This is a genomic window from Amphritea pacifica (assembly GCF_016924145.1).
Taxonomy (GTDB): Bacteria; Pseudomonadota; Gammaproteobacteria; order Pseudomonadales; family Balneatricaceae; genus Amphritea; species Amphritea pacifica.
On sequence record NZ_JAFFZO010000011.1, the window covers coordinates 39289 to 52748 of the forward strand.

Genomic DNA, 13460 nt, shown 5'->3' on the forward strand with positions numbered 1-13460 from the left:
ACGGTGCAACAGCCAAGCGCCGCTGCCGGCACAGCGCGTGAGGGGTTTATTCTCACCCGGCAACAGTTTGATACCCCGCACGGGATCAGCTTTCAGTTCTGGTTAAAATCTGGCGATAGTGTTTTTCCCGTCACCGTGCCGGGTCAGGAGGGGGTGTTTTTTGTCCTTGAAGAGGATGTTCCCCGCATTGAGTCACTGCTTAGCAGTCATTTTAAAAACCAGCCAGACTTGCACAACCACTGGCGGTTACAGTCCCTGCCGCTTAAGGATCTGCAGCAACGTCCTGTCTATGGTCTCTACAGTCATTCGCTAACGATCTACCGTCAGTTGACCGATCTGCTGCAAACCTACGCTATCCCGATGATTGAGGAGGATATCCGCCCCGTCGACCGGTTTCTGATGGAACGGTTTATTCAGGACAGCGCCCGGGTACGTTTCAACGACGAGACGGCAAAGCTACAACCGACTGAGCTTGAGCCCCGTTTAACCATGCTGTCGGTGGACATCGAAACCACCATGCGCGCGGACCGGATCTTCTCCATCGGCCTCTACTCCGATCAGTTGAGTAAGGTGCTGATTGTTGGCGATGGCCCGAACGAGCCCTGGCTGGAATATGTTAACGATGAGCGGGCACTGTTACAGGCGTTTGTCCGCGAGGTGGAGCATTGTGACCCGGATATCTTTATCGGCTGGAATGTGGTCGGTTTCGATTTCAGGGTGTTGCAGGAACGGGCTAAGCGATTGCAGGTGCAGTTGAATCTGGGCCGGGATGGCAGCCGCATTCAGGTGATCGAATCGGCCAATGGGAAGTGGTTCTGCCGTATCGCCGGGAGGGTGGTGCTGGACGGCATCGATACTCTGAAAGGCGCTACCTGGCAGTTTGAAAGTTTCTCCCTCGAGTATGTCTCTAATCAGTTGCTGGATCGCGGCAAACTGCTGGGACAACAGATGGATGAGGGGCTCAACCGGGGCGAAGAGATTCAGCAGGTCTACCGGGAAAATCCCCGCCAACTGGCGGAATATAATCTGGAAGACTGCAAGCTGGTGTGGGATATCTTCGAACACGCCCAGTTGTTGCATTATCTGATTGAGCGCAGCCGCCTGACCGGCTTGCCGCTGGATAAAGTGGGTGGTTCGGCGGCCGCGTTTGATAACCAGTATCTGCCCCGCCTGCACCGTAAAGGTTATGTGGCGCCGGTGTATGCCTCCGGTGAGTCGCAGATGGGAGCCCCGGGGGGCTATGTGATGGAGTCCCGCCCGGGGCTCTATCATCAGGTGCTGGTGCTGGATTTTAAAAGCCTGTACCCAAGTATTATCCGCACCTTTATGATCGATCCCTATGCACTGGCAGAAGGCACCGGTACAGAGTGTCCGCCGGAGGATCTGGTGCCGGGTTTTAACCACGCGATCTTTACCCGTAAAGAGGCGATTTTGCCTGGCATTATTGAACGCCTGTGGCAGGCGCGGGACCGGGCAAAAGCGGAAAAAAATGCGCCCCTTTCTCAGGCGATCAAGATTATCATGAACAGCTTCTACGGGGTGCTGGGCTCCAATGTGTGTCGTTTCTTTGATCAGCGTCTGGCGGGTTCAATCACCCTGCGCGGCCATGAGATCCTCACCCGCACCAAAGCGAAGATCGAGCAGCAGTTTGGCTACACCGTCATCTATGGTGACACCGATTCGGTGTTTGTCTGGCTGGGGGATGAGTTTCCGGTAGAACAGGCAGCCAGCGAGGGTAAGCGGCTGGAGCAGTTTCTTAACCAGTGGTGGCAGGAGGAGGTGCAGCAGCGTTTTGGTTTACCCTGCCATCTGGAGCTGGAGTATGAAACCCACTACCGTCGTTTCCTGATGCCTACTATGCGCCATTCAGAGAAGGGCACCAAGAAGCGTTATGCGGGAATCCGTCTGTTTGATGATGGCCGGGAGGAGCTGGTTTTTAAAGGGCTGGAATCCGTTCGCTCCGACTGGACGCCGCTGGCACGGCGGGTACAGCGGGAGTTGTATCGCCTGATCTTCAGTGAGCAGCCCTATAGCGACTATCTGAAACAGATCGTTAACCAACTGAAAGCGGGTGAGCTGGATAATGAGCTGGTATACCGTAAACGGCTGCGTCGGCCATTGGATGAGTACACCAAAAACCGGCCGCCCCATGTACAGGCGGCGCAGAAAGCTCAGGACCGGTTTACCCGGGAGGGAAAGAAGCGGCCCTTCAGCGCCGGGATGTACATTGAGTATCTGATGACCGTGAATGGCCCGGAACCGCGGATGTTTGCCCGCTCACCCATTGACTATCAGCACTATCTTGATCGTCAGTTGACACCGGTGGCCGACAGCATCCTGATGTTTCTGGGCGATAGTTTTGCAGCGTTGTATGTCCCGCAGATCGATCTGTTTTAATGCTAACGGTATCCCGCCTGCTGTAACAGCAGGATAGCCCGTTCCCGGTTGGCTCCGCTGGCGGACAGATTGGCCGGGTCTTCGGTAAAGCGGCCCCGACGGCCGATTTCGCGCACCGGATAGACCTGGCTGTTTACCGGGTACTCCAGACTCAGCCTGGCATACAGCGCCTGCGCCGGTTTTGTGGTCAGCCATTCCAGCAGGTCGATAGCCTGTTCTCTGTGGGGGGCATGGGCGGTGACCGCTGCACCGGTGATATCCACATGGACGCCGCTGCTATCCTGATCGGCCCAGAACAGTTTTAAAGGGGTGTCAGGGTGTTCATGCTGATACCGGGCAAAGTAGTAGGCGTTGACGATACTGACATCACAGATCTGTTGTTCCATCGCCGGAAATATCTGTGCATCCTCTTCGAAAGGGCGTACCGCCAGGTTATTGACCCAACCCTGCAGCATGGCCAGGGTTTTCTGTTCCCCCTCCCGGTTAATCAGCATCGCCACCAGCGACTGGGTGTAGGGTTGTTGTGATGTCCGCAGGCAGAGGTTGCCCAGCCAGCGTTTATCCGCCAGCTCAGCATAGCCCTTCAATTCGGCTTTGTTCAGACTGGCACTGTTGTAGATCAGTGTCTGAGTGCGTTTGGCAAAGCCAAACCAATGGTTGTCAGGAGATCGCAGATGTCCCGGAACATTGTCCTCCAGCATGGCCGAGGCTACCGGCGCTGTCAGACCTTTATGCGCTGCCAGCCAGAGACTGGCGGCACCGGTGGTTAATAGCAGATCTGCCTGGCTGTTGCTTCCTTCTGCTTCCAGACGGGCGAGCAGGGTGCTGGCGGGCGCCACCAGATAGCTCACCGCGGTACCGGTTTCGCGGGAGTATTGATCAAAAAGCGGTTTGAGATAGCTGGCATTTTTTGTCGAATACACCCGTAATTCAGCTGCCTGTACCGGGGAAAACAGTGTTGATGTCAGTATCAGGCTGAGTGCGCACAACAGATATTTCATGGATCGTTCACCTTTACAGTAAAACAGCGTCAGGAGGGGGTTGCCCACTGACGCAGCAGGTTGTGGTAAAGACCGCTTAAGCGGACCGTTTCGGGGTGGACTGCTCCCAGTTCGGTGGTGAGTACCTGTACTGAGTTGTCCAGATTGAACAGCATTTCGCGCTGCTGAATATCTCTGACCATGCTCTGAATCCAGAAGAACGAGGCTATCCGGACACCTTTTGATACCGGAGATACCGAGTGCAGGCTGGTGGATGGATAGAGCACCATATCGCCGGCCGGAAGTTTGACCCTTTGAGGCCCATACTGTGTCTCTATGGTCAGCTCACCGCCCTCATATTCATCCGGCTCCGTCAGAAACAGGGTGGCAGACAGGTCTGTGCGTAATGTCAGGTGGGTTGTGGGGATCTGCATCAGCGCCCCATCGATATGTGCACCATAGGTCTCATTTTCGCTGTAGCGGTTAAATTTGGGAGGGTAGATCCGGTCGGGCAGGGCCGCAGAGATAAAGGCCGGATGGCAGGACAGGGTCTTGAGAATATGGTTCCCCAGGCTGATGGCGGGTTCCTGACTATCGTCCAGTTGCTGGTTATGCTTTACGTTTCTGGCGAGCGAACCAGCGGTTTTAACGCCGCTCTGCCAGTCTGCACGGTCAAGGTGCTCTCTGAACTGTTGCAGTTCGTTGGCCTGTAAGACATTGGTAATTGTGATCAGCATGTGAGCCTCCTTAAAAGGGTTTATGCAGTTCTGTGGCCCTGATATCGGCAAGGGTGGCGCAACCGCTCATCGCCATGCAGAGTTCCAGCTCTTCGCGCAGCAGTTTGATCATGTGGGCGACACCTAATGCCCCCGCGACGCTGAGGGCATAGAGTTGCAGGCGACCGATCAGTACCGCATCTGCGCCCAGGGCGATCGCTTTAAAAACATCACTGCCGCTGCGGATACCACTGTCGAATAACAGCGGGTACTGATCACCCACCGTCGCGCGTATAGCCGGTAGTACTGAGAGGCTGGCCGGCGCGCCGTCCAGGGTGCGTCCACCGTGGTTGGAGACGATGATCCCGGCAGCACCTGATTGTTGCAGTAGCCCGGCATCCTCAGGATGCAGTACGCCTTTGATAATTACTGGTACCGGGCTTTCATCGATCAGTTGCTGCAATTGTTGCAGTGTGGGGGCGTTTTCCCGACGGCTGCTAAATATCCGGCTTTCACAGCTGCTGTGATGCCGGGGTGTGTCAGAGCCCGGGTCAATCAGGTTGGCTGCTTTAACCGTTTCGGGACGCTTAAACCCCGCCCTGACTGCACGGAGACTGGGGGCCTGTATCGCCGCATCGAGGGTGACTACAATGGCCTGATATCCGGCCGCAATGGCCCGCTGGATCAACGCATTGGTGTTTTCCTGACGGGGTTGAAAATAGAGTTGGAACCAGCGTTCAGCGGTGCTTCTTTGCGCAATCTGTTCCAGAGTTACCGAGGAGAGTGTACTGGCCAGCATGCAGGTATCAGTTGATTTCGCCGCATAGGCGGTGGCCAGCTCCCCCTGCGGGTGCACCAGCGTCTGATAGGCAACCGGCGCCAGCAATAGAGGGTGCCGGAGCTGTTTGCCAAACAGTTGTATTGCGGTAGTGGCGTTTTCGGGGGCGGGCATTACTCTCGGGGTAATCGCCCAGCGATGAAATGCTGTTTCGTTGTTGTGCAGGGTTATATCCTGGCCGCTGCCACCGCTGATAAAGGCCAGAATATCCGCCGGGATAAACCTTTGCGCCAGTGATACATAGTCTCTGGCGCAGGCAATCTCTGCCGGAATGTAGTCCAGAGGTGAATGATGGGGTGTATGAGTGTTCATTGTTTGCCTGAGTTCTGAATGCAGGGCAGCCGTTATGGCTGCCCTGTAATGGGTTTCATCAACGGTTCAGAAGCTGTACTCCATGGTGAGTTGTGCGTTCCGTTTGTCGCCGATGTAGGTAAATGAACCCGAACGATAAGCGGCCAGATAGTAATCTTTGTTGAACAGGTTGCCGACATTGAGACGGAACTTCAGATCGCGATTGACCTGATAACTGGCGAAGGCATCAAATACCGTATACTCCGGTACGCCAAGGTCTTCATTGGCAGCGGTATCCGGCTGGCCAGTATAGCGGGCGCTTTCATAGGTGGCTGAGCCTCCCAGAGCAAAGGCGGGGGTTGCCTGGTATTTCAGCAGCAGTGAAGCTGATCTATCGGCAAAGTTGGCCAGGGTTTTTCCGACATTATCGGCGTTGACCGATTCCAGCACTTCGGCGTTCATAACCGCCAGCCCGGCCTGAATACTGAGACGTTCGGTCAGATTACCTGCCAGCCCCAGCTCAATGCCTTCAACCCGGTTTTTTCCGGTGTTTAAAGAGCCTTCAGTACTGTAAGAGTCGCCGGTAGGCTGTTCCATAACATCATTTTTCGTAATCCGGAACAGTGCAGCTGTCGCCAGTAAACGGTCATCCTGCAAACGCCATTTAGTACCCAGCTCCCAGCTTTGGGTGCGTTCCGGATCACCCAGCTGCGGGTCACTGGCATCAACGCAGATCCCGCCATAGCCGCAGCTGGTGCCGACATCGGATTCACCGCCATTCAGGTTGGTTGCCGTCGAGAAACTGGCGTAGATGTTGGCGCGTGGGGTGATGTCATAACTGGCCCCTATATGGCCATTCCAGTAGCCGCCTTTATCGGTGAAGTCATGCGGAGCACTGGGCTGGGGGCCGCTACGCCCGTCAGGATCGAAATTGGCGGTGGTTTTATAGTCATAGTAGTCGTGACGGATACCGCCAAACAGGGTCCATCTATCGGTCAGATCAACGGTATCCATCAATGACAGGGAGAGGGTTTCAACATTCCAGTCGGAATCCGCATCGCCGCGGGTAATATCGCGTTGCATCAGATGGTTGACCCCGGCTACGGTGTTGCCGTCGGCATCAGTGATACAGTAACTTTCGCCCACACCACTCCTGCCAACAGTGAAACAGTTGGCGGAACCAGATGATGATGTATTGTAGACACCGTTGAGCACACTCTGATGACTGTATTCTGCGCCGATTACCAGCTCATGATCCAGTCCGCCGATCTCCTGTGTTGTCAGCAGGTTCAGCTGGTTGGCGAAGTATTCAACTTCCTGCCAGCCCTGATGGGTACTCAGGCTTGCAGAGGTATATCCATTGGTATCATTAGTGGCATCGGTCATGGTTGAATAGGCGGTTGTACCCCTGGCACCGGTGGTGATATAACCATTATCTGTGGTGCCATAACGGGTCAGGTTGACGATACGGGTTTGAGGGTTGATCTCATACCCCATTCGAACAGTGAATGTATCCACCTGTGACTCGAGGAAGTCCTCATCCTGCACATAGGCGGGTATGTTTCTGACCACTTTACCGCTGGAACGGTCGATATAGGTGCCAAGATCCGGACTGTCGGTACCTTCGAAGTGATAATAGTCGGCGGTCATTTCCAACTGATCGGTAAACTGATGAGACAGTGACAGTGCCGCGCCGATCCGCTCTCTGTCGGCAGGTGATCGTTCCGGAACATCCTCCTGCGCATGCAGAATATTGGCGCGCAGTGCGGTGTCGTAATCGATAACCTGGTTGGTGTCGAGGGTCAGCCGGTGGTAGTTATCGGTGCCGATACCGGCCGACAGTTTGGTAAAGTCATATTCGGTGCTGGCTCGTTTCGTCGCGGAGTTGACAGCACCACCGGTGGTTCCCCGACCGGCAAAAGAGGAGCTGGGCCCTTTGCTGATTTCCACCTGTTCTACGGCAAAACTCTCCCGTACGGTCATCCCCGGATCTCGCAGACCATCGATAAAGATATCGCTGCGGGCTTCGTGGCCCCGAATGATATAGCGATCACCGAAGGCGTTACCGTTTTCTCCGGTCCCCAGAGTAATACCCGGCTGTCCATCAAGAATCTCCCGCAGATCGCTCCGGCCAGAGTCTGATATCTCAGCGGCGGTCAGCACGGTAATGGTCTGCGGCGTTTCGGCCAGTGAACGGGTTCTGCGTGGGTCGGATACACGGTCTGCCAGATAGGGAGCACCGGGCACTGCATACGGGTTGGTATCCGGTGTCAGCGATTCTTCAATCTTCAGTTTATCCAGCGCGATGCTGGTTTCATCCGCCGTTGCTACGCTGGCCATTAACGCACCTGAAATTGCCAGTGCCAGAGTACCGGGGGCAAAGCCCGCCGTTCTGTTTTTCCTTAGGGTGTGTGCTGGCGTAGAAACCATCGTTATGTTGTCCATCGGTGTTCCTTAAAACAGTTTTCGTGTTGGATTAAGTGAAAATTCAACCGGAAGGGTCAGTTCTAAATGATCGCTGCTGAGTTCATCGGGTACCGCGGCAAAGGGGCTGGCGCGAACCAGCATCTCTACGGCCTCCTGATCCAGACGAGCGTCACCGGAGCTATTAACCACTTCAGCGGATTCAACCCTGCCGCTTTTCCGGATAATGAATTTCACGAGAACTACCCCGGTGACGCCATCCTTTCTGGCGCTGCGGGGATAGCGTTTGAAGCGTGCGATTCTGGCCATGACCCGGGTCAGATAGCTCTGCCGGGCGGCGGGATTGCCACCTGTTTCTGCACGTTCCCCCACACCTGTTGCTCTTGTCGCTGACTGAGAGGGCCGCTGCTCTGACTCAGGAGTTGCTTCAGAACGGTCCGGCACCGACTCGGGTACTGTTTGTTGTTTTTGTGCTGGCTTCGGCTCAGTTTTTGGCACAGGCTTCGGCACTGATTTTGGTTCAGGTTTTGGTTCGGGTTTTGGTTCGGGTTTTGGTTCGGGTTTTGGTTCGGGTTCGGGTTTGGCTTGCGGTGTCGGTTGTTGCCGGGGTTCCTCTTTAGTGATCTGTTCCGGTCGTTGCGCGTCTTCGGTGCTCTGTTTCGTGTTGTTGCTTTGCTCAGGTGTTGCCATAAAACTGCCTGCAAGCCCGACACTCACCTGCAGACCTTCCTGTCCTTCTGCGATGGCGCCCTCAGTCGCCATCGGCACCACCCAGATCAGCAGGACACCCAGATGCACAACGGTGGCGGCTGTAATACTGAAGATCATCTGTCGGCGGGTGATCATAGGGTGTGCTCTGTGGCTATCTGAAGCGTCTTAATGCCATGTTTCTGAACCGCCAGAATAATGGGGTCCAGCGCAGAGGAGGGCAGATCACGATGGATATGGCAGAGCACCACGGTTTGTGGAGAAAGCCCCAGTCCCGCCATAGTGGATTGCAGATCTCCGTCGATGCTATGACCGTTGATCCGGTAGTCACCGGAGGCGGAGACTTTAATTTCCAGTTCACCGGGGTTGAGTTCACTGTCACTGCTGGAGGCGGGAATGCGCAGTTGCTCATCCCTGGTTTCGATATGGCCTGCCAGCATGAAAAAAATCAGTAACAGAAAGACGATGTTGATTGCCGGAATCATGCTGTTATCCAGATTACTTCGTTGTGAGACACGTTGCCCTGTCGCGACAATTTTCATTCAGACACCGATGGGCTCAGATTAAGTTGTACGATCCCCGCCGCTCGCAGGTTATCGATTATATGGATCGTCTGCTGAACCCTGACTGCGGAGTGTGCAGTCAGCGTGACGGCTCCACCTGCATTGGCGATGGCGCTGAGTTGTTGCGAAAACGCGATTGAATCCACGGTGTAAATCGTGCCGTTCAGGTCAGCCCTGTTGTCAGTGAGTAGCAGCAACCGGTTAACCTCTGGCAGCAGGCTCTGGGTGCCGGGTGAGGTGGCTTTAAGTTCCAGTTGCCGGGTTTTGTTAAACGTGGAAGACAGCATAAAAAACAGCAGCAGGATAAACACGACATCGATCAATGGCGTCAGGCTGATGCTCTGTGAGGCCCGCGGTGTTATCTCAAGCAGCACGACTATGCTCCCGCAGCGACACGGTCTTTGCTTCACTCTGCACTAATGGGCAGGTGAACACCTGTGTGACAGAGTCGTTGATCAACATGGCGCAGCGTTCGGCCTTGCGTTCTAAAACGCTATGCGCTGTTGCTACCGGAATAGCGACTGCCAGCCCAACGGCGGTGGTTAGCAGTGCCTGCCAGATCCCTCCGGACAAAACGGCGGGGTTGACATTGCTGCCAGCCGCTTCCATCTGCTGAAAGGCCACAATCATTCCGAGCACCGTACCCATCAGACCCAGCAGGGGACTGAGGCTGGCGATCACTTCCAGTGGCCGGAGCAAGGCCCTGAGCTGGTTAACCAGATGGCTGGCCTGTCGGGACAGCTCTTCCTGCAGTAAGTGGGGGTCCTGTTGCTGTGTAATACCCTGCATCGCATAGCGGATAATGCCCGATACCGGTCGTTGTGAGTGGAGTGCTTGGATGGCTCCTGCCGGGTCATGGCTGCGCCACTTACTCAGACTTACGGCGATGTCGCGACAGCTTTCCGGTTTAATAACGGCAAACTGCCAGAGCTTGATAAAGATAATGCTGAGGGAGAACACCGAGAGTGCTATCAGTATCCAGACCACCGGCCCACCAATCTCAATCATCCTGACAAGCTGATCAGCACTGGCGCTTAAACTATCACTGTCGATTAGCTGTCGGGACAGGTCATTAGCATTGATGCTATCAACAGGTGCTGAATGGATCACTGGTTGTTGCGGGATGCCGACCATCCCCGGGTCGGTCGACTGAGCGTTTGGGGCGGGATGTAGCTCTGATGGTGGGCTCTGTTCAAAAGTGAGGTTGTCTGAGGTTTTCATTATAAACCTTAATCTTAATGCTACTGAGAATGATTCGCATTATAATTATATGGAGTTTAATGTTTCAAGCGCTTTTGTGAAAAATATTCATATTGGAAGTGCAGCAATGTCGCCAAGACAGGCAGACGAGTCTGATTCAGGGGAGGCCATGTGGATGGCACAGTGGCGATCCATACCGGTTTTAAATGTGCCTAAAAATAGGTAATCTGTCTCTATCGTCCTATAAATTGTGATGATGTGTATAAGTTTTACCCATGGTGTTTCACTAAAACTTCACTGTGATGTGCTGATCAATCTCCGATAATAACGCCCGTTGAAAACCTTCAGAGAGTGCTCTGATGTTGCGGGAGTGAATATGAATCAACCACAAAAGAATCCTCAGCCCTGGCTGCTAACCCCTGGCCCCATCAACACCAGCATGGCCGTTAAACAGGCGATGTTGCACGACTGGGGCTCCTGGGACGGTGACTTTCGGGCGCTGACCAAAGCGGTCTGTGATCAGTTGATAAGCTTTGTTGATGATCAGGATGCCTTTGTCTGTGTGCCGGTGCAGGGCAGTGGCACCTTTGCTGTAGAAGCAACGCTGGGCACTCTGATCCCCCGGCAGGGTAAAGCGCTGGTGCTGGTTAATGGCGCTTATGGTCAGCGGATGACGAAAATTCTCGACTATATGGCCCGTGACTATGTTGTTCTGGATAAAGGCGATTATGAACCGCCGCGGGGTGCCGAAGTGGCCGCTATTCTTGAGCAGGACCGGGGGATAACCCATGTGCTGCTGGTTCACTGTGAAACCAGTTCGGGCATTCTCAACCCTGTCGCGGAGATCGCTGAAGTGGTTGAGCGACATGGCCGGGGACTGATCATCGACTCGATGAGTGCCTTTGGCGCGATCGACATCCACAGCAGCCGGGTTCGCTTTGATGCTCTTATCTCCTCCGCCAATAAATGTTTTGAAGGGGTGCCGGGGTTTGGTTTCGCGCTGATCCGAAAAACAGTGCTGCAGCACTGTGCCACCCATGCGCACTCCCTGAGTATGGACCTGTACGATCAGTGGCAGTATCTGGAGAAAACCGGCCAGTGGCGCTTTACCCCGCCAACCCACGTGGTGGCGGCCTTTATTCAGGCGCTAAAAGAGCACCAGGAGGAGGGCGGTGTCGCCGGACGTTTTGCCCGCTATCGGCGTAATCAGCAACGGCTGGTGGCCGGGATGCGCCAGCTTGGATTTAAAACGCTGCTGGCGGATGAATGGTTATCCCCTATCATTGTCACTTTCTTCGCACCGGGGTATGCAAATTTTAACTTTCAGCGTTTCTACGATCTGCTAAAAGCCCGCAACTACATTATCTATCCGGGCAAGCTGACTCAGGCAGAGAGTTTCCGGCTGGGCTGCATTGGCCAGCTGTTTGACGGGCAGATCGATGGTCTGCTGGAAGCGGTGTCTGCGGTGCTCGATGAGATGCAGATCACGGATGGTAATCCAAATCCTTAACTGATATTGGCGGGTCGAAATGACTGCCGGGAGAGAACAATGCACCGTTACGAAGGTCAATATAGCGGAACAGACGTAAGGTCTTTGCAAGCGATTATTATGGATTGGGCTGGCACCACCGTCGATTTTGGTTCGATGGCGCCGATTCGTGCTTTTCAGGGGTTGTTTGCCAGTCAGGGGGTGGCCATCTCTGAAACTGAAGCCCGGGGACCGATGGGCACCGAGAAGCGGGAACATATCCGCCAGCTTTGCAACCACCCGCGCATCCGCACGGCCTGGCTTGAGGCGAGGGGCGAAATACCGACGGAAGACGATATCGACCGACTGTATAACGAGTTTGTACCTTTGCAGATCGCCGCCATTGCCGAAACCGCGGTACTGATTCCCGGGCTGACGGAGGTTGTCGCCTGGGCTGAAACGAACGGCATCATGATCGGAGCCAATACCGGCTATGCCGATATTATGATTGAGGGCCTGTTGGCGCGTGCCGCGGCGCAGGGTTATTCACCACAATCGAATGTCTGCGCTACACAGGTGCCCAAAGGTCGTCCCTATCCCTATATGGCGATGATGAACGCGATTGAACTGGGGGTGGAAAAACTCGCCGCCTGCGTCAAGATCGACGATACCCTTACCGGTATAGATGAAGGCCTGAACGCCGGTATGTGGACGGTCGGCGTGGCGGTCAGCGGCAACGAAGTGGGTATGAGTCTGGAGCAGTGGAGTGCACTCAGTGAAGACAAGCAGGAGGCGTTGCGTACTAAAGCCTATGACCGCTTCAAACAGGCCGGTGCCCACTATGTAATCGACAGCATCGCCGATCTGATTCCGGTGCTGGAAGATATCGAAATCCGTCTGGCGGCGGGAGAAAAGCCTTAAAGCAGAACGCAGCTGCGCTGCTTGCGAGAACGTAGTCTTCGACTCCTGCTAGTGGTTAGACGGAAAACTACGTTTTCCTTGCCAGAAAAAGCAAAAAGAGCGCGGATTGGCGCTCTTTTTCGTTTATCAGCACCTTCTCGGGCAACACTGGCTCGGAGCAAAACATATCTATTCAGAACCCTGATTGAAATCTGAAACGATTCGCTTTTCGGCCCGATACGCCTTCCATAGCAGCGATAGCGGCAGTAGCACTTCCCCGGGGAAAGTATATTGGGCGATCAGATAACGGTCAGTGGCAAGCGCGAAAAAGGTGATCGTGTCGAGGCAGTAGCCGATCCCAGCAATGATCAGTAATACGCCAATCACTCTGGGAAGAAAACCGCAGCGGTACACCAGATAGCCCATCGGCATTAACCACAGTCCCCAGAAGATATGCGCGATCATGATACCCTGCCGGTGTAACTCCAGCAGGAACAGGGTAAGCGCATCCAGTTGTTGTGGGTTGAATACTTCGCGGAGCAGGTCGGACTCAGATAGCAACAGCGCGGTGATATGGCTGAGTTCATTGAGTAGCGCAATGGGGATGGTGACCAGTGTGAACAGCACCATAAACCGGGCAGCGATCACGCCATAAGGGCGCAGCAGATAATAGAGTGCGATCACCAGAAACAGCTGGGTAAGCTGAATCGCGAAAGCACAGAGAATGCTCAGCCGTATTGTGGTTGCGTGATCGGTAAGATTCGCGAGCGTTGCGCTGTTATCGCCGGCAACCGTAATAAGCTCCGGGATATACATAATGCCAAATACCCCCATCGGAATCAGCAGCAGATAGAGGCAGCCTGCCAGACGAGCCAGACGGATTTCGTTTACGGTGTTCATTGTCATGATCCAATTTAAGGGAATATTTAATGTCGGGATCAGTTTATCTGCGTATTTATGCAGACTAAATCGGCA

12 protein-coding genes are annotated in these 13460 nt (G+C 54.5%); 3 read left to right on the top strand and 9 right to left on the bottom strand.

The genetic code is table 11. The features are described from left to right. Nucleotides 1-3: 3 nt before the first annotated feature. A complete protein-coding gene (locus tag JW499_RS07650) occupies nt 4-2397 on the top strand; it encodes a DNA polymerase II (protein WP_205210044.1) in 2394 nt (797 codons plus the stop codon). 2 nt (nt 2398-2399) lie between these two features. Here the strand turns inward: JW499_RS07650 and JW499_RS07655 are convergent, their stop codons facing one another. The 8 genes from JW499_RS07655 to JW499_RS07690 form a co-directional block, all read right to left on the bottom strand. Continuing rightward, nucleotides 2400-3398 carry an extracellular solute-binding protein gene (locus JW499_RS07655; protein ID WP_205210045.1) on the bottom strand — a complete coding sequence of 333 codons (999 nt, stop codon included), beginning with the start codon at nt 3396-3398 and terminating at the stop codon, nt 2400-2402. A 29-nt stretch (nt 3399-3427) separates the two neighbouring features. Then, complete coding sequence (locus tag JW499_RS07660) at nt 3428-4114, bottom strand: Fe2+-dependent dioxygenase (RefSeq protein ID WP_205210046.1); 687 nt, start codon at nt 4112-4114, stop codon at nt 3428-3430. Between the two features lie 10 nt (nt 4115-4124). Next, nucleotides 4125-5243 carry an alpha-hydroxy acid oxidase gene (locus tag JW499_RS07665; RefSeq protein WP_205210047.1) on the bottom strand — a complete coding sequence of 373 codons (1119 nt, stop codon included), beginning with the start codon at nt 5241-5243 and terminating at the stop codon, nt 4125-4127. 66 nt (nt 5244-5309) lie between these two features. Continuing rightward, nucleotides 5310-7667, bottom strand: a complete 2358-nt coding sequence (locus JW499_RS07670; RefSeq protein ID WP_205210048.1) for a TonB-dependent receptor — start codon at nt 7665-7667, stop codon at nt 5310-5312. 9 nt (nt 7668-7676) lie between these two features. Then, the gene (locus JW499_RS07675) at nt 7677-8492 is read right to left on the bottom strand and encodes an energy transducer TonB (RefSeq protein WP_205210049.1); all 816 of its coding nucleotides are present in this window, start codon (nt 8490-8492) and stop codon (nt 7677-7679) included. Next, nucleotides 8489-8896 carry an ExbD/TolR family protein gene (locus JW499_RS07680; protein ID WP_205210050.1) on the bottom strand — a complete coding sequence of 136 codons (408 nt, stop codon included), beginning with the start codon at nt 8894-8896 and terminating at the stop codon, nt 8489-8491. Before JW499_RS07680 ends, JW499_RS07675 begins: the two co-directional genes overlap by 4 nt. Continuing rightward, on the bottom strand, nt 8893-9291 hold the full coding sequence (locus JW499_RS07685; RefSeq protein WP_205210051.1) for an ExbD/TolR family protein: 399 nt from the start codon (nt 9289-9291) through the stop codon (nt 8893-8895). Before JW499_RS07685 ends, JW499_RS07680 begins: the two co-directional genes overlap by 4 nt. Beyond that, nucleotides 9281-10138: a MotA/TolQ/ExbB proton channel family protein gene (locus JW499_RS07690; RefSeq protein WP_232846279.1), complete on the bottom strand. Its 858-nt coding sequence runs from the start codon at nt 10136-10138 to the stop codon at nt 9281-9283. The genes JW499_RS07685 and JW499_RS07690 overlap by 11 nt, the downstream gene beginning before the upstream one ends. Before the next feature lie 355 nt (nt 10139-10493). On the opposite strand from JW499_RS07690, the gene JW499_RS07695 reads away from it, so the two are divergent. Both JW499_RS07695 and phnX read left to right on the top strand, forming a co-directional pair. After that, nucleotides 10494-11627 (top strand): 2-aminoethylphosphonate--pyruvate transaminase, encoded by a 1134-nt coding sequence (locus JW499_RS07695; RefSeq protein WP_205210052.1) that lies wholly within the window; start codon nt 10494-10496, stop codon nt 11625-11627. A 39-nt stretch (nt 11628-11666) separates the two neighbouring features. Then, entirely contained in the window at nt 11667-12506 is an 840-nt protein-coding gene (gene phnX / locus JW499_RS07700; protein WP_205210053.1) for a phosphonoacetaldehyde hydrolase, read from the top strand. Nucleotides 12507-12674: 168 nt separating this feature from the next. Here the strand turns inward: phnX and JW499_RS07705 are convergent, their stop codons facing one another. Continuing rightward, complete coding sequence (locus JW499_RS07705; RefSeq protein WP_205210054.1) at nt 12675-13385, bottom strand: DUF4386 domain-containing protein; 711 nt, start codon at nt 13383-13385, stop codon at nt 12675-12677. Between the last annotated feature and the right edge of the window lie 75 nt (nt 13386-13460).

Bases quoted from the DNA above. Each gene is read 5' to 3' on its own strand.
- JW499_RS07675 (WP_205210049.1), bottom strand. From the start codon at position 8,492: ATGATCACCCGCCGACAGATGATCTTCAGTATTACAGCCGCCACCGTT.
- JW499_RS07695 (WP_205210052.1), top strand. From the start codon at position 10,494: ATGAATCAACCACAAAAGAATCCTCAGCCCTGGCTGCTAACCCCTGGC.
- JW499_RS07705 (WP_205210054.1), bottom strand. From the start codon at position 13,385: ATGAACACCGTAAACGAAATCCGTCTGGCTCGTCTGGCAGGCTGCCTC.
- JW499_RS07660 (WP_205210046.1), bottom strand. From the start codon at position 4,114: ATGCTGATCACAATTACCAATGTCTTACAGGCCAACGAACTGCAACAG.
- JW499_RS07670 (WP_205210048.1), bottom strand. From the start codon at position 7,667: ATGGACAACATAACGATGGTTTCTACGCCAGCACACACCCTAAGGAAA.
- JW499_RS07665 (WP_205210047.1), bottom strand. From the start codon at position 5,243: ATGAACACTCATACACCCCATCATTCACCTCTGGACTACATTCCGGCA.
- JW499_RS07690 (WP_232846279.1), bottom strand. From the start codon at position 10,138: ATGAAAACCTCAGACAACCTCACTTTTGAACAGAGCCCACCATCAGAG.
- JW499_RS07655 (WP_205210045.1), bottom strand. From the start codon at position 3,398: ATGAAATATCTGTTGTGCGCACTCAGCCTGATACTGACATCAACACTG.
- phnX (WP_205210053.1), top strand. From the start codon at position 11,667: ATGCACCGTTACGAAGGTCAATATAGCGGAACAGACGTAAGGTCTTTG.
- JW499_RS07680 (WP_205210050.1), bottom strand. From the start codon at position 8,896: ATGAAAATTGTCGCGACAGGGCAACGTGTCTCACAACGAAGTAATCTG.